The organism is Sinorhizobium sp. 8-89 (assembly GCF_030124325.1).
Classification (GTDB): Bacteria; Pseudomonadota; Alphaproteobacteria; order Rhizobiales; family Rhizobiaceae; genus Sinorhizobium.
The window spans coordinates 248,793-274,808 of the sequence record NZ_JASKLR010000005.1 but is presented as its reverse complement, the minus strand read 5'-3'; the positions used below and the strand labels follow the sequence as shown (position 1 = coordinate 274,808).

16 protein-coding genes and 1 pseudogene are annotated in these 26,016 nt (G+C 62.3%); 9 read left to right on the top strand and 8 right to left on the bottom strand.

The window, feature by feature from the left end:
* Nucleotides 1-27: 27 nt before the first annotated feature.
* Nucleotides 28-915 carry a ParB/RepB/Spo0J family partition protein gene (locus QN219_RS13475; RefSeq protein WP_284000190.1) on the top strand — a complete coding sequence of 296 codons (888 nt, stop codon included), beginning with the start codon at nucleotides 28-30 and terminating at the stop codon, nucleotides 913-915.
* Nucleotides 916-1,177: 262 nt separating this feature from the next.
* Here QN219_RS13475 and holA read toward each other — a convergent pair whose 3' ends face one another.
* From holA to leuS, 3 genes are read right to left on the bottom strand one after another with little or no spacing between them, the layout of a single operon-like run.
* A complete protein-coding gene (holA, locus tag QN219_RS13470) occupies nucleotides 1,178-2,212 on the bottom strand; it encodes a DNA polymerase III subunit delta (RefSeq protein ID WP_284000189.1) in 1,035 nt (344 codons plus the stop codon).
* Between the two features lie 10 nt (nucleotides 2,213-2,222).
* Nucleotides 2,223-2,768, bottom strand: a complete 546-nt coding sequence (locus QN219_RS13465) for an LPS assembly lipoprotein LptE (protein ID WP_284000188.1) — start codon at nucleotides 2,766-2,768, stop codon at nucleotides 2,223-2,225.
* Nucleotides 2,755-5,385 (bottom strand): leucine--tRNA ligase, encoded by a 2,631-nt coding sequence (leuS, locus tag QN219_RS13460; RefSeq protein WP_284000187.1) that lies wholly within the window; start codon nucleotides 5,383-5,385, stop codon nucleotides 2,755-2,757. The genes QN219_RS13465 and leuS overlap by 14 nt, the downstream gene beginning before the upstream one ends.
* Nucleotides 5,386-5,711: 326 nt before the next feature.
* On the opposite strand from leuS, the gene QN219_RS13455 reads away from it, so the two are divergent.
* Both QN219_RS13455 and QN219_RS13450 read left to right on the top strand, forming a co-directional pair.
* Nucleotides 5,712-6,371 (top strand): YggS family pyridoxal phosphate-dependent enzyme, encoded by a 660-nt coding sequence (locus QN219_RS13455; protein ID WP_284000186.1) that lies wholly within the window; start codon nucleotides 5,712-5,714, stop codon nucleotides 6,369-6,371.
* Nucleotides 6,372-6,528: 157 nt separating this feature from the next.
* Nucleotides 6,529-8,436 carry a propionyl-CoA synthetase gene (locus QN219_RS13450; RefSeq protein WP_284000185.1) on the top strand — a complete coding sequence of 636 codons (1,908 nt, stop codon included), beginning with the start codon at nucleotides 6,529-6,531 and terminating at the stop codon, nucleotides 8,434-8,436.
* A gap of 36 nt (nucleotides 8,437-8,472) precedes the next feature.
* On the opposite strand, the pseudogene QN219_RS13445 reads toward QN219_RS13450, so the two are convergent.
* Nucleotides 8,473-9,345, bottom strand: a pseudogene (locus tag QN219_RS13445) (LysR substrate-binding domain-containing protein).
* A 138-nt stretch (nucleotides 9,346-9,483) separates the two neighbouring features.
* Between QN219_RS13445 and QN219_RS13440 the strand changes: the two are divergent.
* A complete protein-coding gene (locus QN219_RS13440; RefSeq protein WP_284000184.1) occupies nucleotides 9,484-9,870 on the top strand; it encodes an ectoine synthase in 387 nt (128 codons plus the stop codon).
* 162 nt (nucleotides 9,871-10,032) lie between these two features.
* On the opposite strand, the gene QN219_RS13435 is transcribed toward QN219_RS13440, so the two are convergent.
* Entirely contained in the window at nucleotides 10,033-10,731 is a 699-nt protein-coding gene (locus QN219_RS13435) for a DUF1013 domain-containing protein (RefSeq protein ID WP_284000183.1), read from the bottom strand.
* Nucleotides 10,732-10,958: 227 nt separating this feature from the next.
* On the opposite strand from QN219_RS13435, the gene acs reads away from it, so the two are divergent.
* Nucleotides 10,959-12,908, top strand: a complete 1,950-nt coding sequence (gene acs / locus QN219_RS13430; RefSeq protein WP_284000181.1) for an acetate--CoA ligase — start codon at nucleotides 10,959-10,961, stop codon at nucleotides 12,906-12,908.
* A gap of 196 nt (nucleotides 12,909-13,104) precedes the next feature.
* Here the strand turns inward: acs and QN219_RS13425 are convergent, their stop codons facing one another.
* Nucleotides 13,105-13,305, bottom strand: a complete 201-nt coding sequence (locus tag QN219_RS13425; protein ID WP_269280146.1) for a DUF1674 domain-containing protein — start codon at nucleotides 13,303-13,305, stop codon at nucleotides 13,105-13,107.
* A 186-nt stretch (nucleotides 13,306-13,491) separates the two neighbouring features.
* Between QN219_RS13425 and htpX the strand changes: the two genes are divergently transcribed.
* The 4 genes from htpX to purH all read left to right on the top strand — a co-directional run bounded on the left by htpX (nucleotide 13,492) and on the right by purH (nucleotide 19,639).
* Nucleotides 13,492-14,451, top strand: a complete 960-nt coding sequence (gene htpX, locus QN219_RS13420; RefSeq protein ID WP_284000180.1) for a zinc metalloprotease HtpX — start codon at nucleotides 13,492-13,494, stop codon at nucleotides 14,449-14,451.
* Nucleotides 14,451-15,866, top strand: coding sequence for an RsmB/NOP family class I SAM-dependent RNA methyltransferase (locus tag QN219_RS13415; RefSeq protein ID WP_284000178.1), 1,416 nt, complete (start codon nucleotides 14,451-14,453; stop codon nucleotides 15,864-15,866). Before htpX ends, QN219_RS13415 begins: the two co-directional genes overlap by 1 nt.
* A 227-nt stretch (nucleotides 15,867-16,093) precedes the next feature.
* Nucleotides 16,094-17,779 carry a heparinase II/III family protein gene (locus QN219_RS13410; RefSeq protein WP_284000176.1) on the top strand — a complete coding sequence of 562 codons (1,686 nt, stop codon included), beginning with the start codon at nucleotides 16,094-16,096 and terminating at the stop codon, nucleotides 17,777-17,779.
* Nucleotides 17,780-18,028: 249 nt separating this feature from the next.
* Nucleotides 18,029-19,639 carry a bifunctional phosphoribosylaminoimidazolecarboxamide formyltransferase/IMP cyclohydrolase gene (gene purH / locus QN219_RS13405; RefSeq protein WP_284000175.1) on the top strand — a complete coding sequence of 537 codons (1,611 nt, stop codon included), beginning with the start codon at nucleotides 18,029-18,031 and terminating at the stop codon, nucleotides 19,637-19,639.
* A 53-nt stretch (nucleotides 19,640-19,692) separates the two neighbouring features.
* On the opposite strand, the gene QN219_RS13400 is transcribed toward purH, so the two are convergent.
* Nucleotides 19,693-21,081 carry an MFS transporter gene (locus QN219_RS13400; protein WP_284000174.1) on the bottom strand — a complete coding sequence of 463 codons (1,389 nt, stop codon included), beginning with the start codon at nucleotides 21,079-21,081 and terminating at the stop codon, nucleotides 19,693-19,695.
* Between the two features lie 121 nt (nucleotides 21,082-21,202).
* Nucleotides 21,203-25,990 carry an NAD-glutamate dehydrogenase gene (locus tag QN219_RS13395; protein WP_284000173.1) on the bottom strand — a complete coding sequence of 1,596 codons (4,788 nt, stop codon included), beginning with the start codon at nucleotides 25,988-25,990 and terminating at the stop codon, nucleotides 21,203-21,205.
* Between the last annotated feature and the right edge of the window lie 26 nt (nucleotides 25,991-26,016).

Below are 26,016 nucleotides of genomic sequence, written 5' to 3'. Positions count from 1 at the left end.
CGGTATCGTAATAGGATTGGATGAGAGATGAACGACGACAGCTCGAAAAGGCGTCTGGGCCGCGGTCTTGCGGCATTGATCGGCGAGATGGATCAGCCGTTGCAAAGTGGCGCGCCGCAGGCGCCGCTCAATCCCGACCGCCGCGTGCCGATCGAGTTTGTGTCGCGCAATCCCCGTAACCCCCGTCGCCAGTTTGACGAGGCCGAACTGCAGGATCTAGCGAGTTCGATCCGACAGCACGGGATCGTGCAGCCTGTCGTCGTCCGCACCGTCGGTCATGACCGCTACGAGATCATTGCCGGCGAACGCCGTTGGCGGGCGGCCCAGCTTGCGGGCTTTACCGAGATCCCGGTGATCGTTCGGGATGTGGATGATCGCACCGCGTTGGAAATTGCGATCGTCGAGAACGTCCAGCGATCCGACCTCAATCCGCTCGAAGAAGCCTTGGGCTACGAGCAACTGATTGCCGAACATGGATATACGCAAAACGATCTCGGTGACATCATCGGCAAGAGCCGCAGTCACGTCGCCAATAGCCTCCGTTTGCTGAAGCTGCCGGAGCCCGTGCGTGACATGCTCTCCGACGGCAGCCTGTCGGCCGGCCATGCGCGCGCTCTGATTCCGACGTCGGACCCGGTGGCCTTGGCGCGCAACATCGTTGCGAAGGGGCTCTCCGTGCGCGAGGCGGAGCGCCTTGCGCAGAACGATATCCGGGCGCAGAACGATCCGAACTTCGCCAAAGCACCGCGCCGCGAGGAGAAGGATGCCGACACGCTGGCGCTGGAGCGCACACTGTCGGACAGCCTCGGGCTCGAAGTTACCGTCAGCCACAAGGCTTCCGGCGGGCACCTGCGTATCGCCTACAAGACGCTCGACCAGCTCGAAGAGATTTGCCGGCTGCTGGAGCGCCGCTGAGCGTAGCTCGACTCTCCCCGACTGTCATCCTTGGGCTTGCCCGAGGATCCCGACACTGCCGGCCCGGCTGCGGACAGCATCCATGACGCCTGTCGATTCAGCTTCTGGCGGCGCGCGACGGGATCCTCGGGTCAAACCTGAAGACGGCGACGCGGTGTGTCCGTCCAAAATCGTCGGCATCCATACGGCACATAGCAACTGCGTTGCACATCTCCTGCCCATAGGACAGCCTCGCTGAGTCGGCGCCGCCCGCGCTCTGCAGTCAGCGCTTCGCCGATTGCACGGTTATCGCTAGAAGGTTCTGCAGAACGAGACTGTCCTCCAGGCTCTGGCGAGCGCGGCTTTGGTATACCGTCGCCTGTAGCCGGGTCATTTCACGTCGGATCGCCGGTCCAGTCCAGTGACGGAGCGCTGATTCGACAATCGGCTTGCGGCGGAAATGCAGGTTACGCCCAAGGCTTGCGATCACCTGGCTCGATGATTGGCGGCTGGCATCCATCTCAGCCCGCATCGCGTCCAGCTGCTGGAACTGCCTCAAGCAGGCCTGCAGCACGAGGAAGGGCGGCGTCTTCGACGTCGTGATCTTCTTCATGGCATGGAGCAGTGCGTCGACGTCGCCCTTTAGAACGGCATCGACCGCATCATCGACCGAAATCGCGCTGGCATCGCCGACGATGTCGAGCACATCGTCCTCGTCCACCATCTCCTTGCCGCGGCAGTAGAGCGCGAGTTTTCGAACTTCGTTGCGCGAAGCGAGGCGATCTCCGCCAAGCACTTCCAGCAGGCGCTCGCGCGCGGCGGGGCTGATTCGAAGTCCGGTCTCGGCGAGCTCATGGTCGATGAGTGCGTGCAGGCTACGGGCATCGTCGCTATAGCAGGCGATGGACGCAATGGAACGGGCCGATTCGCCCGCCTTCCGAAGGGCAGCCCCCTTTTTGAGATCCCCAGCCTCGATGATCAGATAGCTGCCCGTGGGCGGATCAGTCGCAAGGATCTGCAGGGCTTCGGAAAGTGCCTTCTCGGCCGATGCGCCGCGGATCCAGACGAGTTTCTCGCCGCCGAAAAGGCCAATGGCGTTGACTTCATCGAGCAATCGTCCGGGATCCTGCTGCAGATCGCTGGCGTCGAGCTTGACGACGGCAAATGGGTCATCGAGCGGAATGCCGAATTTAGCGGCAAGCAGTCCGGCGCGTTCGGAAACGAGACCGCGATCCGGACCGTAGAGCAGGAAAAGCCGGTAGCTTCCAGCCGCCCTCTGCAGGAAGCCGTCGAACTCGTGCGACTTTATCTCGCTCATCGGACCCGGATCAGCGGCCGAGGGCCGCTGCGATATCGGCGCCGATGATCTCCGCCAGTTCCTTCGCCGCACGATTCTCGCCGTCGCGAACGGCGCGAACCTTGGCGAATTCCTGTTGGGGGAAGTCGACCAGCGCGACGGCCGTTCGGTTGCCCGCCCTCACGGTTTCGCCGGTGGCGGTTCTGGTCAGGTTGTAGTCCGCCTTCACGACAATGCGGCCGGCTCCCGCGTCGTCGTCGTCATCGTCATTATCCGTCGTGTCAAACAGCACACCCATGGTCCGGTGCGAGACGTTGAGTGCGAGATGGTACTGCGGGTTGACCGGCTCGCCAGCGCCGCGCGAGGCGAGGAAGACGAGGGCGTTGCGCACCTCCTGCTCGACGCGGTCGTCGGCCTCCGAGATCTCGATCGAGGCGAGTGCCGCCGATGTCGAACCGGTGGGGCCGTCGGAATAAAGCGGCCGGACCTGGCAGCCGGCAAGAGCCGTCAGAAGCATGGCACCGGCGAAGACGGAGAAGGACCGGCGGCGGGAACCGGCTCTATCAGACAACGACATTGACGATCCTTTGCGGCACGACGATGATCTTTTTCGGGTTGCTGCCGTTGAGCGCCGCCTTGACGGCGTCGAGAGCAAGCACGGCGCTTTCGATCGCACTCTGATCTGCGTCGCGCGCGATTGTCAAATCGGCGCGCTTCTTGCCGTTGATCTGGACCGGCAGGGTGATTTCGTTTTCCACCACCAGTGCCGGATCGAAGCTCGGCCAGCCTCGCTCTGCAATCAAGCCATCGCCACCGATTTCCCGCCAGCACTCTTCCGCAAGGTGCGGCATCATCGGCGCGATCAGATTGATCAGGATCGCAACCGCATCCTTGACCGCCGCGGTGACCGCCTGGTCCGCCTTGCCGTTGGCCACCTGGACCAGCGAAGCGGCCAGGACATTGACCAGCTCGTAGATCCGCGCGACGGCCTTGTTGAAGGCGAGCTTGTCGTAGTCCGCTTCGACGGCGCGCAGCGTCCGGTGCGCAGTATGAGAGATAGCAAGACCCTCGCCTTCCTTTGCCGGCGAAGCTTCGCTGTTGCGCAGGTTTTCCGCCGCCTCGGCGATCAGGCGCCAGACGCGCTGAACGAAACGATGAGCGCCTTCGACGCCCGCCTCGGACCAGATCACGTCACGGTCCGGCGGCGAATCGGAGAGAACGAAGAAGCGTGCGGTGTCGGCGCCATAGGAGGCGATGATATCGTCAGGATCGACGACGTTCTTCTTCGACTTCGACATCTTCTCGATCGAGCCGATAGCGATTTCCTCGCCGGTTTCGATCAGAAGCGCGCGCCGCTCACCGTCGATTTCCTCGATGCGGACCTCGGCCGGCGTGATCCATTCGCGCTGAGCACCCTCGCCGCGGCTATAGGTCTCGTGCACCACCATGCCCTGGGTGAAGAGGCCCTTGAATGGTTCGTCCAGCGCCACGTGCCCCGTTGCCTTCATGGCGCGGGTGAAGAAGCGCGAATAGAGGAGGTGCAGAATCGCATGCTCGATACCGCCGATATACTGGTCGACCGGAAGCCAGCGGTTGGCGACCTTCGGATCGGTCGGATCGTTCTCCCAAGGCGCTGTAAAGCGCGTGAAGTACCAAGAGGAATCGACGAAGGTGTCCATCGTGTCGGTTTCACGCCGGGCCTCCTTGCCGCATTGCGGGCAGGCGACATGCCGCCAGGTAGGATGGCGATCGAGCGGGTTGCCGGGTTTGTCGAAGGTGACGTCCGGCGGCAGCGTGACCGGCAGATCCGCTTTCGGCACCGGCACCACGCCGCAGTCGTCGCAATGGATCACCGGAATCGGGCAGCCCCAATAGCGCTGCCGGGAAATACCCCAGTCGCGCAGGCGGAAATTGACCTTGCGTTCGGCGCGGGGCGTGCCGTTCAGTGTCTCCTTCTCGAGCTTCGAGGCAACCGTCTCGAAGGCTTCGCCCGTCGAAAGGCCGTCAAGGAAGCGCGAATTGATCATCACGCCGTCGCCGACATAGGCTTCGTTCTCGATCTTGAAGGTTGCGGCATCGGCATCCCTCGGCATCACAACGGGCACGACCGGCAGCCCGTACTTGCGGGCGAAATCCAGGTCGCGCTGGTCGCCGGAGGGGCAGCCGAAGATGGCGCCGGTACCGTAGTCCATCAGCACGAAATTCGCGACGTAGACCGGCAGCTCCCAGCTCGGATCGAGCGGATGCTTGGCGCGAATGCCGGTATCGATGCCCTTTTTTTCTGCCGTTTCGAGGGCGGCGAGCGACGTGCCCGCGCGCCGGCATTCTTCGCAGAAGGCATCGATCTCTGCATTGTTGGCCGCGGCTTCGCTGGCGAGCGGATGGTCTGCGGAAATTGCCAGGAACGAGGCGCCGAAAAGCGTGTCTGGACGCGTGGTATAGACGGCCAGTTCCGTCGCGCTCGCGGGAACAGTCGCTGGATCGAGCTCCCACCGCACCAGCAGGCCTTCAGAGCGGCCGATCCAGTTCTTCTGCATCAGCCGGACCTTTTCCGGCCACTGGTCGAGCGTATCCAGTGCGTCGAGCAGTTCCTGGCTGAAGTCGGTGATGCGGAAGAACCATTGCGTCAGCTCGCGCTGCTCCACCAGCGCGCCGGAACGCCAGCCGCGTCCGTCGATGACCTGCTCGTTGGCGAGCACCGTATTGTCGACCGGGTCCCAGTTGACCTTCGACTGCTTGCGGTACACGAGGCCCTTCTCGAGGAAATCGAGGAAGAGATGCTGCTGGCGCTGGTAATAGGCCGGGTCGCAGGTGGCGAATTCGCGGTTCCAGTCGAGCGACAGGCCCATGACCTTCAACTGCGCCTTCATCGCGGCGATGTTCTGATAGGTCCAACTCGCCGGATGCACGCCGCGCTCCATCGCGGCGTTTTCCGCCGGCATCCCGAAGGCATCCCAGCCCATCGGGTGCAGCACGTTGAAGCCGCGGGCTCGCTTGTAGCGGGCAACGACGTCACCCAAGGTATAGTTGCGCACGTGCCCCATGTGGATGCGGCCCGAGGGATAGGGGAACATCTCGAGCACGTAGTATTTTTCGCGCGGGTCGTCATTGCTGGTCTCGAAGACCTTGCCTGCTTCCCATTCCTGCTGCCAGCGCGGTTCGGCATCACGCGGATTATATCGTTCGGTCGCCATGTCTTTTCGATGTTCCGGAAATTCTGGGGGGCGCTCCAGGCACCCTCATGATAGCTGGCGTGACCTTCACCACGAAACCGCCTGAGCGTCAAGTTTTGAAGGGCTTGGCCGCGCACTTTGGCGTATTTCCGCAGGCGATCCGCCGCTACAGCGTCGCCCGTCTCATCAGGCGCAAATGATGCTGTGGCACTTTCAGTTGCTGCATATTTTTGTCCTCAATCGAGTACGGTTTTGAGGAAACATGCAGTAGGCCTTGGCAAGTATCGCAAGTTTCAATAAGCCGCAGGAAAGGGTTCGTCGTGGTCTTCGGGCATGGGAGCACAAGGATGGAAGTGCAGGAACGGTTGAACGAAGTCGTGAGCCGGATTCGCATCAGCGAAAGAACGGCAAACCGGCCCGAACAGGCCGTCACGCTGGTCGCCGTGTCGAAGACCTTCGGTGCCGATGCGATACACCCTGTCATCGCCGCCGGCCAACGCGTCTTCGGCGAAAATCGCGTCCAGGAGGCGCAAGGCAAATGGCCGGCGCTCCGCCTCGAGACGGCTGATATCGAACTGCATCTGATCGGTCCGCTGCAATCGAACAAGGCCGCGGACGCCGTCGCTCTCTTCGATGTCATCGAGACGATCGATCGCGAGAAGATTGCCCGGGCCGTTTCCGCCGAGATGAGCCGGCAGGGTCGCAACCTTCGGCTCTACGTCCAGGTCAACACCGGTCTCGAACCGCAAAAGGCAGGCATCGCGCCGGAAGAAGCTGTTGCCTTCGTTAATCTGTGTCGCGGGGACCTCGCGATGAACATCGAAGGGCTGATGTGCATTCCTCCGGTCGACGAGAATCCCGGTCCGCATTTCGCCCTGCTTGCGAAACTCGCGGCGATGTGCGGCCTCGACAAGCTCTCGATGGGCATGTCCGGCGATTTTGAAACGGCGATCGCTTTCGGCGCCACCAGCGTGCGGATAGGTTCGGCGATTTTCGGTTCGCGCTGAGCGCGGGATGCGAGCGAGAAATCGCCCGCAGTCTTATTTCTTCATCCCATTCCGGACATTACGCTTTCGTCGGGGTTCAGCCTTCGACTTCATTCGCCTATCCTCGATCGTGAGGAGCCGGACTTCAAGTCCGGGAGGTAAGTGGAGGAGAACGGATATGGCGAGCCGCTATTCCGAAGTGTATGCCGCGTGGAAATCGGATCCACATGGATTTTGGGCCGATGCCGCCGGAGCGGTCGACTGGTTCCAGCCGCCCGAGCGCGTTTTCGAGTCCGAGCGCGGAACCTATGGACACTGGTTTCCCGACGGCGTGACGAACACCTGCTATAATTGTCTCGACCGCCATGTGGAAGCGGGTCGCGGGGTACAGCCCGCCTTCATCTACGACAGCCCCGTCACGGGCCGGATCGAAAAGATCTCCTATGCGGAACTGTTGACCGACGTGACGGCGATGGCTTCGGTCTACCGCAATCTTGGGGTCGGCAAGGGCGACAGGATCATCATCTATATGCCGATGATCCCGCAGGCGGCGGTGGCAATGCTCGCCGCCGCGCGGATCGGCGCGGTGCATTCGGTCGTCTTCGGCGGTTTTGCCGCCAACGAGCTTGCGGTGCGCATCGACGATTGCCAGGCGAAGCTCGTCGTCTCGGCAAGTTGCGGTATCGAGCCTGGCCGCACGGTCGCCTACAAGCCGCTTCTCGATGCGGCAATCGAAATTGCAGCAAACAAGCCGGCCCATTGCCTGATCTTTCAGCGCGACATGCTGGCCGCCGGCATGGTTGCCGGACGCGACATCGATTTCACCGAGGCGCTCGCGGCGGCCAAGGAGGCCGGCGAAACGGAGCCATGCGCCCCCGTCGCATCGACCGATCCGCTTTACGTTCTCTATACCTCCGGAACCACGGGGCAGCCGAAAGGCGTCGTGCGCGACAATGGCGGCCACATGGTCGCGCTGAAATGGTCGATGGAGAATTTTTTCGGCGTTCGGCCGGGCGAAGTCTTCTGGGCGGCTTCCGACATCGGTTGGGTGGTCGGACACTCCTATATCGTCTATGGGCCACTCCTCAACGGCAACACCTCTATTCTCTTCGAGGGCAAGCCGGTCGGCACGCCGGATCCCGGAACCTATTGGCGCATCATCGCCGAGCATGGCGTCGCGGTCATGTTCACCGCGCCGACGGCATTGCGCGCAATCCGCAAGGAGGATCCCGAGGCCGCCCACGTGGTCCGCTACGACCTTTCACGCTTCCGCGCACTTTACCTTGCCGGCGAACGGGCGGACCCGGACACGATCCAGTGGGCCGAGCGGGCGCTGGGCGTTCCGGTCATCGACCATTGGTGGCAAACGGAAACGGGATGGCCGGTCGCCGGAAATCCGCTAGGTCTTGGGCTGCTGCCTGTGAAATACGGCTCTCCGGCCGTTCCCCTGCCCGGTTATGACGTGCAGGTCCTCGACGATGCCGGGCATCCGGTGGGGGCTGGCACTCTGGGCAACGTGGTGGTCAAGCTGCCGCTTCCGCCCGGTTGCCTGCCGACTCTCTGGAACGCCGACGATCGCTTCCATGCGGCCTACCTCAACGAATATCCCGGCTACTACAAGACCGCGGACGCCGGCTATGTCGACGAGGACGGCTACATCTTCATCATGGCCCGCACCGACGATATCATCAACGTCGCCGGCCACCGTCTGTCGACCGGCGCGATGGAAGAGGTCTGCGCCAGCCATCCGGACGTGGCGGAATGCGCGGTGATCGGCATTGCCGATCCGCTGAAGGGGCAGATCCCGGCCGGTTTCCTGGTGATCAATTCCAATGTTTCCCGTGAAACGTCGGAAATCGAAAAGGAAGTCATTGGTCTCGTGCGGGAGCGTATCGGGCCGGTCGCCGCCTTCAGGACGGCGATCTGCGTCAAGCGATTGCCGAAGACGCGATCCGGCAAGATCCTCAGGGCAACGATCCAGAAGATCGCTGACCGCCAGCCGTGGAAGATGCCGGCGACGATCGATGACCCGGCGATCCTCGACGAGATCACGGCGGCGCTTCATGCCAAGGGCATCGGCCTTTGAGCCGTGCTGCAGCGCCTCTGTGCGTCTGCGAGTGAGTCAGCCCGCCACCGGGTTGACCACCGCCTTGAACCACGCGCAGAAGGCGGAAGCCGCCTTTTGCCGCGAGACCTTGCTGATGAGAAAATAGCTCTCGTCTTCTAGGACGGCGATGTCGGAGAGCACGATCAGGTCGCCGTTCTCGATTTCCCGCCGGCAGACTTCGACCGGACAAAGCGCCACGCCGTGACCGGCGATGGCGGCTGTTGCCAACAGATTGAAGTCCTGGAAGATCGGTCCGCTAAGCGGCTGGTGTGATAGGCCGGCCTTGGTAAGCCAATGCTGCCAATGTCTCGTTGTCTCGTCGTGGAGCAGGTCCGCTGCGGCGATCTCATCGGGCGTGCCGATGCGGCCCCTGCGCTCGAGGTAGCGCGGGCTGGCGACCGGCCGATTGACGCGCGAGAAGAGCCGCTCGCAGCCGACACCATCCGAAGTGTCGGCGCCGAGCGTGATCAGCACATCGCAACCCGTCTCGCGCAGGCGCTGTGCGGCCATGGCGTAAACGACCTTCACGGTGATGTCGGTGTTGGCGGCAAGGAAATCGCCGAGCGCTGGAATCAATCAGCGTGTTGCGATCGAGGGAATGCACGCGACGGTGATCTCCGATTTCGTTCTCTGTTTCAACGCTTCGGCTTCGGCCGAAACGCGTTCGAAAGTGGCCGACAGTATTTCGGCCAGCCTTTCGGCTTCCGGCGCCAGACGGACACCGCGTTTTTCCCGCAGGAACAGCGGTCGCCCGAACCATTCCTCCAAAAGCCTGATCTGGTGGCTGACAGCGGCATGCGTCACATGCAGCTCGTCGGCTGCGCGCGAAAAGCTCGCCAGGCGCGCTGCCGCTTCGAAAACCTTGAGCGCTCCAAGCGGTGGCATCATATGTAAATTCTCCTCAACGATCCGGTGAGGAATCGTCATTTGTGCAGAGTACGAATTCGGCAAATAAGGAGGTTATCGCGATCCTATCTGAATTCGTATCGCCGGTTTTGTCAAATTTTCTAACAATGGGAGAGCCGCATGTTCGTGCGCAGCCTGAAGGATGTCGAAGCGACAGACTATTTCGTCGAATGGGGAAGCGGCACGAGCCATCGGCTGCTGACGGTAAAGGACGGCATGGGATTCACCGTCTGCCACACAGTGGTGCGCGCCAATACGGTTTCGCTGCTCGAATACCGCAATCATCTCGAAGCCTGCTATTGCATTGCCGGGGAAGGCGAGGTCGAGGACATGCAGGGTAATGTCTTCCCGATCCGCGAAGGAGACATCTATGTGCTCGACCAACACGACAAGCACTACTTGCGCGGTGGCCGCGACGAGGACCTGATCCTCATCAGCATCTTCAATCCGCCGCTCAGGGGAACCGAGCGCCACAATCTCAGCGATCCGTCGGGCTCGGCCTACTGAAAGGCGCAACAAAAAACCCGGATCGCGAGATCCAGGTTTTGCCTGTGTCCTACTGCATGTTTCCTTAAATCGTATCCGATTTAAGGACAAAACATGCAGCAAATCAAAGTGCTACAGAGTCCTTCGCGCGTCTAAGGCGCGGCGCTGTACGTCGACAGATGATCAATAGTCGTCGTCTTCGTCGTCCTTGCGATCCGACTTCAGCGACTTCAGCTTGGCGAAGACGGCATCGGCATCGATTTCCTTTTCTTCCTCGCGCTCGAAGTTGTAGCCGAGCTTCTCGGTCTCCTGCGCTGCCTCCAGAGTGGCGCCTGCCTCGGCTGCGGTCGGCAGCGGGCGGCCCTTGGCGGCGCGTTCGACTTCCAGATCGAGGTCGATCTGCGAGCAAAGGCCGAGCGTCACCGGATCCATCGGTGTCAGGTTGGCCGAGTTCCAATGGGTGCGTTCGCGAATCTGCTCGATCGTCGTCTTCGTCGTGCCGACCAGCCGCGAAATCTGCGCGTCCTTCAGCTCGGGATGGTTGCGTACCAGCCAGAGGATGGCGTTCGGACGATCCTGGCGCTTGGAGACCGGCGTGTAGCGCGGGCCCTTCCGCTTGGAGTCCGGAACGCGAACCTTGGGTTCGGAGAGCTTGAGCTTGTGGTTCGGGTTGGCTTCGGCGCGCGCGATCTCGTCGCGAGAAAGCTGGCCGGTGGCTATCGGATCGAGGCCCTTGATGCCCTGCGCCGATTCACCGTCGGCGATTGCCTTCACTTCGAGCGGGTGCAGCTTGCAGAACTGCGCGATCTGGTCGAATGACAGCGCTGTGTTGTCAACGAGCCAGACGGCAGTTGCCTTGGGCATAAGCAGTTGCTGAGCCATGGATATAGTCCTTTCGTCCGTCCGCGCCGGTGTCGCGGGCCGTGGAGTCTACCACTGATTTCCGGGAATTGAGCGCCTCTATAGCGTCACTGTCTCGAAATTGCAATTCTTTCAGGATCGAATGTCCTTTTGTCTAATTGCGGGCGGGCTTTGACCTGCTATGAATCGTGACCGAACGGGCGGCTGGGAGTGTCGCCGCGGGCTAGGAATGCGCAGGGAGGAAACACATGTCCGTAAAGACCTATCCGGTTCTGAAATCCGCCAAGAGCCGGACGCTACTCGACAACGCTACCTATCTGAAGTGGTACGAGGAGAGTGTTGCCGATCCGGACAAGTTCTGGGGCAAGCACGGCAAGCGGATTGACTGGTTCAAACCCTATACCAAGGTCAAGAATACGTCCTTCAAGGGCAAAGTCTCGATCAAGTGGTACGAGGACGGCGTTACCAACGTCTCCTACAACTGTATCGACCGCCATCTGAAGACCCATGGCGAGAAGACCGCGATCATCTGGGAGGGGGACAACCCCTACATCGACAAGAAGATCACCTATAACCAGCTATACGATCAGGTCTGCCGTCTCGCCAACGTGCTCAAGAAACACGGCGTCAAAAAGGGCGACCGCGTAACCATCTATATGCCGATGATTCCGGAAGCGGCTTACGCGATGCTCGCCTGCGCGCGCATCGGCGCCATCCATTCCGTCGTCTTCGGCGGCTTCTCGCCCGATGCGCTCGCCGGCCGCATCGTCGACTGCGAATCGACGTTCGTCATCACTTGCGACGAAGGTGTGCGCGGCGGCAAGCCGGTACCGCTCAAGGAAAATACCGAAAGGGCGATCGATATCGCCGCTAAGCAGCACGTGATGGTCAACAAGGTCCTGGTCGTGCGCCGCACCGGCGGCAAGGTCGCCTGGGCGCCGGGGCGCGATGTCTGGTACCACCAGGAGATCGCGACCGTGAAGCCGGACTGCCCGCCGGTGAAGATGCGGGCCGAGGATCCGCTGTTCATTCTCTACACCTCGGGCTCGACCGGCAAGCCGAAGGGCGTGCTGCACACGACCGGCGGCTATCTCGTCTACGCGTCGATGACGCACGAGTATGTCTTCGACTACCGGGACGGCGATATATACTGGTGCACGGCCGACGTCGGCTGGGTGACCGGTCACTCCTATATCGTCTACGGGCCGCTCGCCAATGCCGCGACGACACTGATGTTCGAAGGGGTGCCGAATTTCCCGGATGCCGGACGCTTCTGGGAGGTCGTCGACAAGCACAAGGTCAACGTCTTCTACACTGCCCCGACGGCGATCCGTTCTCTGATGGGCGCCGGTGACGAGTTCGTCACGCGGTCCTCGCGTTCGTCTCTGCGCCTGCTCGGAACGGTCGGCGAGCCGATCAATCCGGAAGCCTGGGAATGGTACTACAACGTCGTCGGCGAACAGCGCTCGCCGATCGTCGACACATGGTGGCAGACCGAAACGGGCGGCATCCTAATCACGCCGCTACCGGGAGCGACCGATCTCAAGCCCGGCTCGGCGACGCGGCCCTTCTTCGGCGTCCAGCCGCAGCTGGTCGACAACGAGGGCAACGTGCTCGAGGGGCCGGCAGACGGCAATCTCTGCATCGTCGATAGCTGGCCGGGACAGATGCGGACCGTCTATGGCGACCATGCACGCTTCATCCAGACCTATTTCTCCACCTACAGGGGCAAATATTTCACCGGTGACGGCTGCCGGCGCGACGAGGACGGCTATTACTGGATTACCGGCCGCGTCGATGACGTGCTCAATGTTTCCGGCCACCGCCTCGGCACGGCGGAGGTCGAATCGGCGCTCGTCTCGCATCACCTGGTTTCCGAGGCGGCGGTGGTCGGCTATCCGCACCCGATCAAGGGACAGGGCATTTACTGCTATGTTTCGCTGATGGCTGGCGAGACGGGCAACGACGATCTTCGCCAGGACCTCGTCAAGCATGTCCGCTCGGAGATCGGACCGATCGCCACGCCCGACAAGATCCAGTTCGCGCCCGGCCTACCGAAGACGCGGTCCGGCAAGATCATGCGGCGTATTCTCCGCAAGATCGCGGAGGACGACTACGGCTCTTTGGGCGATACGTCGACGCTCGCCGATCCCGCGGTGGTCGACGATCTGATTGCCAATCGCCAGAATCGCGCTTGATGGTATCCGCGGGGCTCCGTATCGGTGGGTACGGGGCCCACAGCGCCGCGCGCCCAATCAGACGCGCAAAGGTCGCTGTAGAACTTGCGTTTCTGCATGATTCCTAAATCGATTCCAATTTAAGGAACCGTGCAGTAGCCCTTTATTCGATTCGTTGGCGGAACGATGATTCACCCTATGGCGCCGCCTGACCTCGTCAGAAATCGATTGCCCGCCCTTTGATCTCCCAATCGCCGAAACGTGCAGGATCGAGGCCTCCACGGCCGCCGACCTCGGTCGGCATCACTTGCGGTTCCGCAGCCCGCCTTCTCTCTTCCGCCTCCTTCAGCGCGCGCAGAGCGGCTGCCGGCAGCGGGCGTTTGGGGCGATCGGGCGCATTGTCGTTGTCGTTCTGCATCTGGCGGTCCGGCTTTCCGTAACGATATTGAAGAGCGGAAGATTTATCCCCATCATATAAGCGCTTCCGTGCGAACGGAAACCCTGATTCACGTGAAACGTTCGGGCGAGTTGAACGGAACGAAAGCCGCTGCAAACGCTTTTCCACCCAATCGCCGAACGATACGGATATGGCTGGAGCTCATCCATGAACCTCATGCGCACCGCAATGCTGCTTGCCGTCATGACCGTCCTCTTCATGGCCGTCGGCTACGCCATCGGCGGCAGGGGCGGGATGATGATCGCCCTCGTCATAGCCGCCGGTATGAACTTCTTCTCCTACTGGAATTCCGATCGCATGGTGCTCGCCATGTACCGGGCCCAGGAAGTGGATGAACGCACCGCGCCCGAATATTACGGGATCGTCCGGGATCTGGCGCAGAACGCCGGTCTGCCGATGCCGCGCGTCTACGTCATCGATAGTCCGCAGCCGAACGCCTTTGCGACCGGCCGCAATCCCGAGAATGCCGCCGTTGCGGCCTCCACGGGCCTGTTGCACTCGCTCTCCTATGAGGAAGTCGCCGGCGTCATGGCGCACGAGCTTGCGCATATCCAGTATCGCGACACCCTGACGATGACGCTGACGGCGACGCTGGCGGGTGCCATTTCGATGCTCGGCAACTTCGCCTTCTTTTTCGGCGGAAACCGCGAGAACAACAATCCACTCGGCTTCATTGGCGTGCTCGTCGCCATGATCGTGGCGCCGCTCGCGGCGATGCTGGTACAGATGGCGATCAGCCGCACGCGCGAATATTCCGCCGACCGGCGCGGAGCGGAAATCTGCGGCAATCCGCTCTGGCTTTCCTCGGCGCTCCAGAAAATTGCCGGTGCAGCTCACGTGATCCACAACGACGACGCCGAGCGCAACCCGGCGACCGCGCATATGTTCATCATCAATCCGCTTTCCGGGGAACGGATGGACAATCTCTTCTCGACCCATCCGAGCACGGAAAATCGCGTTGCGGCGCTGGAGCAGTTGGCACGCGACATGTCGATGGGCTCGACGCCGCCGGTACGTGCTGATAATTCGGTGCGCAAATCGCGCTCTGTTCCGAAAACCGGCTGGGGTCGCGGTGGTTCCGAACCGCCCAAAGGTCCCTGGTCCTGATGCCTGAAGACAAGAAAAACGATTCACGCCCGAAACGAACCCGAGCTGACAACACGTCGCCGAAGACGCCGGGCACCGCTAGTGCCGCGATGGCGGAGAAGCCGGGTTTGAAGAGTCGTCAGGCAGCCGCCAAGATCCTGGCGGCCGTCATCGACCGCAAGACCTCCCTTGACGGCATGCTCGACCAGGAGCACGGCAATCCGGCCTACCGCGAGCTCAACGACGCCGATCGGGCGCTGGTGCGCGCCATCCTCAATTCCGCGCTTCGGCACCTGCCGCGCATTCGGGCCGCAATCGATTCTCTGTTGCAGACGCCGCTGCCGGAGGGGGCTCGCGCGCTCGATCATGTGCTGACCGTTGCCGCGGCGCAAATTCTCTACCTCGACATCCCGGATCATTCCGCCGTCGACCTTGCTGTCGAGCAGGCACAAGCCGATCCGCGCAATCGCCGCTTTGCGAGTCTCGTCAATGCGGTTCTTCGCCGGCTTTCGCGCGAGAAGGACGCCATTCTCGACAGGGTGAAGACGATTCCGGCGATGCCAAGCTGGTTCTACGACAGACTTGTCGCCAGCTACGGCCGGGAAGAGGCCGAACGCATGTCCGCATCGCAAGAAGTTCCGGCGGCGATCGATCTGTCGGTGAAATCCGACCCGGCCGCTTGGGCCGAGCGTCTTGGCGGCATGGTTCTGCCGACCGGCTCCGTTCGGCTCGGTACGTTCTCCGGCGCCATTCCCGCACTTCCGGGATTCTCGGAGGGCGAGTGGTGGGTCCAGGACGCGGCTGCCTCCATCCCGGCACGTCTTTTCGGAAATGTCGCCGGCAAGCGCGTCGTCGATCTCTGCGCCGCACCCGGCGGCAAGACGGCACAGCTCATTCTCGCCGGGGCGAAGGTGACGGCACTCGATCAGTCGTCCAGCCGCTTGCGGCGGTTGAAGGCCAACCTCGCGCGGCTCGGCCTGGAGGCCCGGACGCAGGAAGTCAACATGGCGGACTTCCAACCCGACGAACTGTTTGACGCCGCGCTCCTGGACGCCCCCTGCTCGTCCACCGGAACGACGCGCCGCCATCCGGACGTTCTCTGGACGAAGGGGCCAGAGGATATCGAGAAGCTGGCAGGGCTGCAGGAGCGCTTGCTGCGCCACGCGCTGAGCGTTGTAAAGCCCGGTGGACTGGTCGTCTTTTCCAATTGCTCGCTTGATCCGCGCGAAGGCGAGGAAGTTGTCGCGCGCGTTGTCGGCGATGGCGAGGACTGCGATCGGGTTCCGATCACTGCGGCGGATTGGCCGGGTCTCGGCGACGCGATCACGGATCGCGGCGAGTTTCGCACGACGCCCGCCATGCTTCCGCTTGCGCCACCCTTCTCCAGCGGGCTCGATGGTTTTTATGCCGCGGTGCTCCGCCGCAAGCGCGCCTGAATGGCCCGCCGATTTTGGCGCAAGCAACTCCCGTCAACAGGCTGTTTTGCCGCGTCAATTGACGCTATCGGCCCGTCGGCCTATCAATGTCGACAGGATTGATAAAAGTTTAATGATCTTTCCGGCACCATTCCGCGCTGGAAAGGGATTCTGGCGCAATCCAGGCATGATCCAGCCTCAGGCGCCTTGAAGGGTCCGTTGCAGAATAAGGAAACCGACGGGCGCTGATGTTGTTTTCCGGTAAGCAAAGGCTTCTTTACCTGTACCTGCGGGAAGGTTGGCGCCGATTTTCGCGCCGCATCTCGCTCGGCCGCGTGACGGCGATGCGCTTTGCCGGATCAACTCCCGACCGGTTGATCGTTGCACCAACGGACCTGAGGGCGATCGATCCTTTCGTCGCTGAAGAGATACTGCAGGGCCGCTTTCCGCTTGCGGGCCGTGTGCTCGACACCGAAGGCGAATCTCCCTTCGAGATCGATTTGCCGTCGCACGAGTTTGCTATCCGGCTCCACTCCTTCGGCTGGCTGCGGCATCTGCGCGCGATCCGTGACGATGCAGGCTTCGTCAGGCTCCGGCAGATCGTCGACGACTGGATCGGCAGCCACGGCCGCAACATTGGTGGCATTTCCTGGGAAGCCGACGTGATCGCCCAACGCATCATCGCCTGGCTGTCGCACTCGCCGGTGGTGCTGCGGAACGCCGAACACGGGTTCTACCGCCGCTTCCTGAAAAGCCTGGCATTCCAGGTTCGCTACCTTCGGCACATTGCGGACACGGTCTGTGACGGCGAGGCACGCCTGCGCGTACGCATGGCGCTGGCCATGGCATCCGTCTCGATGCCCGCCTCGGCTTCCGCCATCCGCAAGGCCGCCCGCAATCTCGATCAGGAACTCGATCGTCAGATCCTGCCGGACGGCGGGCATTCCTCTCGCAGCCCCCGGGCGGGGCTCGCGCTGCTGCTCGATCTGCTGCCGCTCCGACAGACCTATGTCAATCTCGGCCACGACGTGCCGTCGCGGCTCATCCCCTGTATCGACCGGATGTATCCGGCCCTGCGCTTCTTCCGCCACCAGGGCGGCGAACTCGCGCTTTTCAATGGCGCGACCTCAGTTCTGGCGCACGAACTCGCCTCTGTGCTGCGATACGACGAAACGGCCGGCGAACCCTTCCGGTCCTTGCCCCACGTCCACTATGAGCGGCTGTCGCTCGGCGAAACCGTCGTCATCATGGATACGGGTCGGCCGCTTTCGATCGACCTTTCGCGTAGCGCCCATGCCGGCTGCCTCTCCTTCGAGATGTCGTCGGGCAGAAACCGCTTCGTCATCAACTCCGGCGCACCAAAGTTCGCCGGCGAACGATTTCGTCAGATGGCCCGGGCGACGGCCGCTCATTCCACGGTGACGGTTAACGACACGTCCTCTTGCCGCTTTTCCCAATCACGCTTCCTCGGGCCGATCATGACCTCCGGCCTGTCGAAGGTGCTCGTCGAGCGACAGGATGAGCCGGGCCGCATCGAGTCCGTCAGGGCCAGTCATGATGGGTATCTCGTATCCTTCGGCCTTCTCCATGAACGCGATATCAGCGTCTTGAACGGCGGCCGGCTGGTCAGTGGCCGCGATCGGCTTTTGCGGGAAGACGGCGGCGATCCGGACGCGGCCAATGTCGCCAGCGCCGTCGCCCGCTTTCACATCCACCCGGCGATCGCGATGCGACGGGCAAGCGACAGCGAGATCTACCTGGCCGCGCCCGATGGCGACGCCTGGCTCTTCGCCTGCAGGGATGGGGAACTGGCGATCGAGGAAGATATCTTCTTTGCCGATCCCTCGGGGGTGCGGGCTTCGTCGCAGATAACCGTCACTTTCGCTGTGGCGGCGCAGCCGGAAATCCAGTGGACGCTCACCCGCGAGAGCTAGAACGTTGCCCGAGATTACGATGTTTTTGGGTCGAATCGACCCAAAACACAAACGTGATCGGTTCTAAAGAGTCAGGGCGGGATGCGGGCGGAAAACCAAACACACTTTTCCTCATCCCGCTCTGGCACCTATTTTCCGCTCCTCCCGGTGCCGAAGGTTTCTTCACGGGGCAAGCTATGCTAACGGCAGCCATTCCAACCGCCGGCACCTTTCTCCCGGGCGTCCGGCGCCGCCAAAGGAGCATGGTTGATGGCTGTCGCCTCCAAGAAAATCCCCGCCCCGGACGAAGTCCGGATCCGCACCGCCCTCCTCTCGGTTTCCGACAAGACCGGCATCGTCGAGCTCGCGCGCGCTCTTCATGAAAAGGGCGTGCGCCTCGTCTCGACCGGTGGCACGCACAAGGCACTGTCGGACGCCGGGCTTCCCGTCAGCGACGTTTCGGAATTGACCGGCTTTCCGGAGGTCATGGATGGCCGCGTCAAGACGCTTCACCCGGGTGTTCACGGCGGCCTGCTTGCCATCCGCGACGACACCGAGCATGTGGCGGCGATGGACAAGCACGGCATCACGGCCATCGATCTTGCCGTCATCAATCTCTATCCGTTCGAGGAAGTCCGCGCCAAGGGCGGCGACTATCCGACGACGGTCGAGAACATCGACATCGGCGGTCCGGCGATGATCCGGGCATCAGCGAAGAACCATGCCTATGTTACCATCGTCACCGATCCCGCCGACTATGCGCTCCTTCTCGAAGAGATCGCCGGCGGCACGACGCGCTACGCATTCCGCCAGAAAATGGCGGCAAAAGCCTATGCCCGGACCGCGGCCTATGACGCGGCGATTTCCGACTGGCTGGCGGACGTTCTCGATACGCCGATGCCGCGCCACCGGGTGATCGGAGGCGTGCTCAAGGAAGAGATGCGCTACGGCGAAAACCCGCATCAAAAGGCAGGCTTCTACGTGACCGGCGAAAATCGCCCAGGGGTCGCGACCGCCACGCTGCTGCAGGGCAAGCAGCTCTCCTACAACAATATCAACGATACCGACGCCGCCTTCGAACTCGTGGCCGAGTTCCTGCCGGAGAAGGCACCGGCTTGCGCGATCATCAAGCACGCCAACCCTTGCGGCGTCGCGACGGCGCCGTCGCTTGCGGAAGCTTATCGCCGGGCGCTCGCCTGCGATTCCACCTCCGCCTTCGGCGGCATCATCGCGCTCAATCAGGAGCTCGACGCCGAGACCGCGGACGAGATCGTCAAGCTTTTCACCGAAGTCATCATCGCGCCGTCGGTCAGCGACGAGGCAAAGGCGATCATCGCGCGCAAGCCGAACCTCCGGCTGCTTGCGACCGGCGGCCTACCGGATCCGCGTGTGCCCGGCCTTTCCGCAAAGACCGTCGCCGGCGGCTTGCTTGTCCAGACGCGCGACAACGGCATGGTCGAGGATCTCGAACTCAAGGTCGTGACCAAGCGCGCACCGACCGCGCAGGAGCTCGAAGACATGAAGTTCGCCTTCAAGGTGGCGAAGCATGTGAAGTCGAACGCGATCGTCTATGCCAAGGACGGCCAGACTGCCGGCATCGGCGCCGGCCAGATGAGCCGCGTCGATTCAGCCCGTATCGCCGCCATCAAGGCGGAGGAAGCCGCCAAGGCGCTCGGACTCGCCGAACCGCTAACCCGGGGCTCGGCTGTCGCATCGGAAGCCTTCCTGCCCTTCGCCGACGGCCTGCTGTCGGCGATCGGCGCCGGCGCCACTGCCGTCATCCAGCCGGGCGGTTCGATGCGCGACGAAGAGGTGATCGCGGCGGCAAACGAGCACAACGTTGCCATGGTCTTCACCGGCATGCGCCATTTCCGCCATTGAGCCCTGAAACACTTTGTTCGAGGCCCGCCGCGAAAGCTGTCGCGGCGGGTTTTTCATGCCGGGCGATGTGCCGGATAGGGCGTTCTTAGAAGAATGAAGAGGCCGACGGCGAGGAAGGCGACGAGCGCCATCATGCCGATGCGTGCCGAATCGGCCAGCACCGTTATCGTCGCGACCGACGCCGGCGCCAGGAATGAGGTCGCCCGTCCGGAAAGCGCATAGAGGCCGAAATAGCGGCCAGCTTCCTCGACTGCGACGCTTCGGGCGAGATAGGAACGAGACGAGGCTTGAACTGGCCCGAAAGCGATGCCGACCAGGAGGCCGTAGAGGATGTAGGCCTTTTCCGCAGCCGTACCGAAGAGGCCGCCGGAATCTTCGGTCGGAAGCGTCAGCAGCCCGAACAGCGTGAAGCCGGGTCCGGTCGAGACGATGCCGAGTGTTGCGATGGTGAGACAGACGAGGCTCGCAACGACAATCGTTTTCGAGCCGAGCCGTGCGTCGAGCCGGCTCGCATAGAGGCAGCCTGCGATCGCGACGACGTTGAGAATCATTCCATAGAGGCCGAGTTCTATCGTCTGCCAGCCGAACATCCCGGCTGCAAAGGTGCCGCCAAGGGCGATCAACCCGTTGACACCGTCCTGGAAGATCATCCGAGCGATCAGAAAGCGCAGGATGCCTGCTCTCGCCTTGAGTTCCCGGAGTGTGCCCTCAAGTTCCTTGAGGCCCCGGGCCGTTGCGTTCGAGAGCGACATCGTCGCCTTCTCCACATCCGGGGTGAACAGGAGCATCGGCAGGATGAAGATCAGATACCAGACGGCCGAGATCGGTCCAGTAATACGGGCATCTTCCCCCTTGGCGGGATCGAGGCCGAAGATCGGGTCGAGGCCGAGTGCCGTCTTGCCCGTTGCGGGATTTCCGGCAATGAGCGCAACGACGACAATCAACACGATCATGCCGCCGAGATAGCCGAGTCCCCAGGCAATGTTCGAGATACGGCCAACCTCTTTCTCGCTCACCAGCCGCGTCATCATCGAATCATTGAAGACGATGGAAAATTCGGCGGCGACAGTCGCCAGGGCAAGGAAGATCGCCGGATAGAGGATGGGCGAGCCCGGCGCGGCAAACCACAGCATGACGAGCGAGACGATCTTGATGACAGCGAAAAAGCCGATCCAGGGTTTGCGCGGTCCGGTCGCGTCCGCGATCGCGCCGAGAACCGGCGAAAGGACAGCGATGATGATGCCCGAGATGGTGAGCGTATAGCCCCAGACCGCCTGCCCCTGCACAGGATCCGCCGAGAGCCGGGAAACGAAGTATGGCGCGAAGATGAAGGTGGTGATGACGGTGAAAAAAGGCTGTGCAGCCCAGTCGAAAAGCATCCAGCCGGCGATGCCGAGGCGCGGCGTCCTGGGCTGCTCTCTCGCTTCGGCCGTAACGTCCAATTTCCCCTCCCGGAATTCATCGGCCCTCGCCGACTGCTTGGCGAGGAGCGATAACGCGCTGAAATCGCGATAAAACCCGAAGCGGAATCAGTCCTCCGGGCCGATGCCCGGAGGGACTGTGTCATTTCGCCTTGCCGCGTGCAAGGTCGTCGAGCAAGCCAGCCGCAACCGTAATCTTGGCGAGTGTCGTCTCGCCTTTTTCGGTAAGCAGCTTCAGCTGGTCGCCAACGCGTGAGACGCGTTCGCGATCACTGTCGTGCCAGGCAAGAACCGGATTGCGTTCGCCCTTCTGCTCGACCAGGGCTGCGACTGTGATGTCCCGCCGGGCGGCACCGATATCGGCGACGGCGCGCGAAAGCGCCATGGCCTCGAACTGCTCCGTCGCCGGTACGCGATCGGCGGCGGCCAGCAGACGATTGATCCTGAGGTTCTCCGTCACGGTGAAATAACCCTGCGCGGTGCGGCTCAGCGTTTCGCCGGTCTCGGTGGAGATCTGCATGATCTCCGGCACGAGGGTCATCAGCGACAGTTCGGCAATTTCCTCCGCGAGCTTTGCCGGCACGCCGCTTTCGATGAAGGTCGCGGTCTTCAGGCGCGCCTCTTCGGCGCTGTCGCCGGAGATCGCCGTGCGCATCGTGCCGCGCAGCTTCTGAAAGCCGTCGCGCAGACGCGAAACCGCATCGGAAACCGGGTCACTCGTGGCGCGCGTGCGCAAAGCCTTCTCGGTTACGAGCACGAAGATGCGGCTCACTTCCTGATAGAGCGCATTCTGAACGGCGCCGCTGATCCTGTTGTCGAGCGCGTCGATCTCACCGTAGATCCGCTGCAGATCGAAGCCGTCGAGCGCCAGCACGGCCGCCTTGACGACATCGCCGGGGAGAAAGCCGGTCGTATCGGTCAGCGTCGAAACGAATGCGGGACCACCGCGGTTGATCACTTCATTGCCGAGGACGGTCGCGATGATCTCGCGGCGCAGCCGATGGCCGTGGATATCCGCGGCATAGGTCTTGCGCATCTTTGCCGGGAAATAGCGCTCCAGCGTCGCAGTGAAATAGGGATCGTCCGGCAGATCGCCGACGATCAGCTCTTCGAACAGCACCAGCTTCGCATAGGAAAGCAGAACGCCAATCTCAGGACGCGTCAGCGGCTTGCCCGCCTGGTAACGCTCGCTCATCGCCAGTTCCGTCGGCAGGGTCTCGACCTTGCGGTTGAGGTGGCCGTCGGTCTCGAGCCGCGCCATAAGCCGCGAGAGCGAGGTGCGGTTAGCGAGCCCCTGCATTTCCGTCAGCGAGATTGCCAGCGATTGCTGGTAGTTGTTGCGCAGCACGAGGTGCGCCACCTCGTCGGTCATCGAGGCAAGAAGCGTGTTGCGTTTCGGCCGCGTCAGACGTCCGTCGCGCATGGCCGAAGCAAGCGCGATCTTGATGTTGACCTCGACGTCGGAGGAGTTGACGCCGGCCGAATTGTCGATCGCGTCGGAATTGCAGCGCCCTCCGGCGAGCGAGAAGCCGATGCGGCCTTTCTGGGTGACGCCGAGATTGGCGCCTTCGCCGATAACGCGGGCACGCACTTCCTCCGCCGTGACGCGGATCGCGTCGTTGGCGCGGTCGCCAACCTCGGCGTCCGTTTCGTTGCTGCCGCGCACATAGGTGCCGATGCCGCCGAACCAGAGCAGATCGACCGAGCTCTTGAGGATGGCGTTCATGATCTCGAAAGGGGTCGCCTTCTGCTTGTCGAGGCCGATGGCTGCCATCGCCTCCGGCGTCAGGGTGACGAACTTCTCCGTGCGGGAGATGATCATGGCGCCCTGCGATACCGCGTTGCGGTCGTAGTCCTGCCAACTCGAGCGCGGAAGCGCGAACATACGCTTGCGCTCGGCGAAGGAAAGGTCGGTATCCGGATTCGGATCGATGAAGATATCGCGATGGTCGAAGGCGGCGATCAGCCGGATCTTCTCCGAAAGCAGCATCCCATTGCCGAAAACGTCGCCGGACATGTCGCCGACGCCGGCGACGGTGAAGGGCGTCGTCTGGATGTCGATGTCCATCTCGCGGAAATGACGCTTGACGGCTTCCCAGGCGCCGCGGGCGGTGATTCCCATCTTCTTATGGTCGTAGCCCGCCGAGCCGCCGGAGGCGAAGGCGTCGTCGAGCCAGAAGCCGGCTTCCTGGGCAAGCCCATTGGCCGTGTCGGAGAAGGTGGCGGTGCCCTTGTCGGCCGCGACGACGAAATAGGGATCGTCGCCATCGAGCCTCAGCGTGTCGGCCGGCGGCACGACGTCATGGCCGACGATGTTGTCGGTAACCGACAACAGCGTGCGGATATAGGTCTTGTAGGCTTCAGTGCCGGCCTTGAAAATTTCGTCGCGCGTGCCGCCGACCGGCAGCTGCTTCGGATAGAAGCCGCCCTTGGCGCCGACCGGCACGATGACCGCGTTCTTTACCTGCTGCGCCTTGACGAGGCCGAGTACCTCGGTGCGGTAGTCCTGCGCCCGGTCCGACCAGCGAAGGCCGCCGCGGGCCACCTTGCCGAAGCGCAGGTGCACGCCTTCGACCTCGGTGCCGTAGACGAAGATCTCGCGGAAAGGCCGAGGCTCAGGCAGGCCGTCAAGCTGCTTCGGATCAAGCTTGAAAGCGAGAACCGCACGCGGCCTGCCGTCCGCGTCTTTCTGGAAATAGTTCGTCCGGAGCGTCGATTGGATCACGTTGACATAGCGGCGCAGGATCTGGTCCTCGTCGAGGCTCGGCACGGCCGAGAGCGCCTCCTCGATGGCCGAGAGCAAGGCGTTGCCTTTCTTCATCCTCGCCTTCGCCTCGATCTTCGGATCCATGCGCGTCGCAAACAGCCGAAAGATGTCGGCGGCGATCGCCGGATACTTGTTCAGCGTGTCGGCGATATAGCCTTGCGAATAGGTAATGCCCGCCTGGCGCAAATAACGGGCATAGGCGCGCAGCACCGTGACTTCGCGCGCGGTGAGGCCGGCAAGCAGGATCAGCCGGTTGAAGGTGTCGTCTTCGATCGTGCCGCTCCAGGAAGCCAGAAACGCCTCTTCGAGCGCCGCACCGGTCTTGGCGATATTGAGCGCATGTCCATCGCGGTGGACCAACTCCATGTCGTGCAGCACCACAAGCCGCTGTTCTTCCGCATGCCCGCTGACGCCGATGTCGTAGGTCTGCTCGCTGATGACGCGGAACCCGAGATTTTCAAGGAGCGGCACGCGACGCGAGAGCGAAACGGGATCCTCCGCGTGGAAGATCTTCAGTTCGAGCGTGTCCGGCCGTTCTTTCTGCTTATGATAGAACGAGATGCGGATCGGGTCGTCGCGCCTGCAGGCGGCGATGTCCTGAAGATCGTCATAGGCTTCCGCCGGCGTGAAGGCCGCCTGATAGGCTTCGCCGACCGAGATCTCGATGCCGTCCTTGCGCGCAAGCAGGTTAAAGCGGTCGGTCCAGCGGGTGACGATGCTGCGAACCGCCTCCTCGAGCTTGGCCTGCGGAACGCGCGGCGTCTTCCCGGCATAGCGGCCGATAATGAAATGGACGCGCGCCAGCCCGCCTTCGGGGAAAGCGGGATAATAGGCAGAAACGCGGCCGTCATAGACCGTCTTCAAATAGTTGCCGATCTTCTCGCGGACGTCCGAATCATATTGCTCGCGCGGTACGAAGACGAGGATCGAGACGAAACGGTCGAAATGGTCGATGCGCGGCAGCACGCGGATGCGCGGCCGGTCGCTGAGTTCGTTGATCTGTTCGCAGAACGCAGCCAGCAGCCCGACGTCGATCTGGAAAAGATCGTCACGCGGATAGGATTCCAGCGTGTTCGCCAGCATCTTGCCCGAATGGCTCTGCGGATCGTAACCGAAATGATCGATGATCTTTTCGATCTTATGTCTCAGCAACGGTATTTCGGACGCCTGACGCGTATAGGCCGTCGACGTGAAGAGGCCGACGATGCGCAGTTCCCCGATCACGTTGCCGGAGGTGTCGAAGCGTTTGACGCCGATGTAGTCCATATAGGCGCGGCGGTGGACAAGGGATTTCACATTGGCCTTGGTGACGATCAGGAACTCCGGCCCTTCGAGGAAGGCGAGGATCTCCGGCGTCGTCAGCACGGCGTCCGTGCCCTGGCGCAATACCCGGACATCGGGATTGGAGAGAAGGCCAAGGCCCCTGCCCTTGCCGCGTTCGACCGTCGCCTTCTCGCCCTTGCCGGAATAGGTGTATTCCCGCATTCCGAGGAACGTGAAATTGCTGTCTCTTAGCCAGCGAAGGAAAGCGAGCGCCTCATCACGGTCGCTCTTCTTGCGCGAAGCATTGTACTCTTCCAGTTCCTGCATGGCCTGGTTGAGCAATGTCGTCATCGCCGGCCAGTCGTGAACGGCTTGATGGACCTGGTCCAGCACGTCGGCGATGCGCTTGCTGAGCTGGCGCGCTTCGAGCGGTGCGAGCTTGTCCAGGTGAATCTGGATATGGCTCACCCGGTGCGTCGGATCGCTTTCCTCATCCGGATCGTACGCCTTGATGGGCTTGCCGGGTTCCCTGACGAGAATGGGATGGATTGCGAGATGGATGTCGCGGTGCGTGCTCGTCACCTCGCCCATGATCGAGTCGTAAAGGAAGGGCATGTTGCGTTCGGTGATGGCGATGATCGAGACGTCCGTGCCGCCGGGCGCAACGCCCGGCACGGTTTCGACCGAAACCTGCGGCTTGCCTCCGTCCCAGCGTGCGAGTTCGTTGCGTGCATGTGCGGCGGTCAATGCCAGCATGTCGGCGGTGTAGAGGTCGAGGTCGTCGTTGCTTGCCCCACCGAAAAGGATCTCCGGCGCCAGCGCCTCCGCGCCGATCTTCTCAGCAGCCGCCTTGGCCGCGTCGATATGCCTGTCCCGCTTCGGATTGTATTTCACGCCCATGAACTGTCTCCCCGTACGTGATAGAT

Bases quoted from the DNA above. Each gene is read 5' to 3' on its own strand.
- QN219_RS13410 (WP_284000176.1), top strand. From the start codon at position 16,094: ATGTTGTTTTCCGGTAAGCAAAGGCTTCTTTACCTGTACCTGCGGGAA.
- QN219_RS13455 (WP_284000186.1), top strand. From the start codon at position 5,712: ATGGAAGTGCAGGAACGGTTGAACGAAGTCGTGAGCCGGATTCGCATC.
- acs (WP_284000181.1), top strand. From the start codon at position 10,959: ATGTCCGTAAAGACCTATCCGGTTCTGAAATCCGCCAAGAGCCGGACG.
- QN219_RS13395 (WP_284000173.1), bottom strand. From the start codon at position 25,990: ATGGGCGTGAAATACAATCCGAAGCGGGACAGGCATATCGACGCGGCC.
- leuS (WP_284000187.1), bottom strand. From the start codon at position 5,385: ATGGCGACCGAACGATATAATCCGCGTGATGCCGAACCGCGCTGGCAG.
- QN219_RS13450 (WP_284000185.1), top strand. From the start codon at position 6,529: ATGGCGAGCCGCTATTCCGAAGTGTATGCCGCGTGGAAATCGGATCCA.
- QN219_RS13475 (WP_284000190.1), top strand. From the start codon at position 28: ATGAACGACGACAGCTCGAAAAGGCGTCTGGGCCGCGGTCTTGCGGCA.
- QN219_RS13415 (WP_284000178.1), top strand. From the start codon at position 14,451: ATGCCTGAAGACAAGAAAAACGATTCACGCCCGAAACGAACCCGAGCT.
- purH (WP_284000175.1), top strand. From the start codon at position 18,029: ATGGCTGTCGCCTCCAAGAAAATCCCCGCCCCGGACGAAGTCCGGATC.
- htpX (WP_284000180.1), top strand. From the start codon at position 13,492: ATGAACCTCATGCGCACCGCAATGCTGCTTGCCGTCATGACCGTCCTC.
- QN219_RS13440 (WP_284000184.1), top strand. From the start codon at position 9,484: ATGTTCGTGCGCAGCCTGAAGGATGTCGAAGCGACAGACTATTTCGTC.
- QN219_RS13425 (WP_269280146.1), bottom strand. From the start codon at position 13,305: ATGCAGAACGACAACGACAATGCGCCCGATCGCCCCAAACGCCCGCTG.
- QN219_RS13435 (WP_284000183.1), bottom strand. From the start codon at position 10,731: ATGGCTCAGCAACTGCTTATGCCCAAGGCAACTGCCGTCTGGCTCGTT.
- QN219_RS13465 (WP_284000188.1), bottom strand. From the start codon at position 2,768: ATGTCGTTGTCTGATAGAGCCGGTTCCCGCCGCCGGTCCTTCTCCGTC.
- holA (WP_284000189.1), bottom strand. From the start codon at position 2,212: ATGAGCGAGATAAAGTCGCACGAGTTCGACGGCTTCCTGCAGAGGGCG.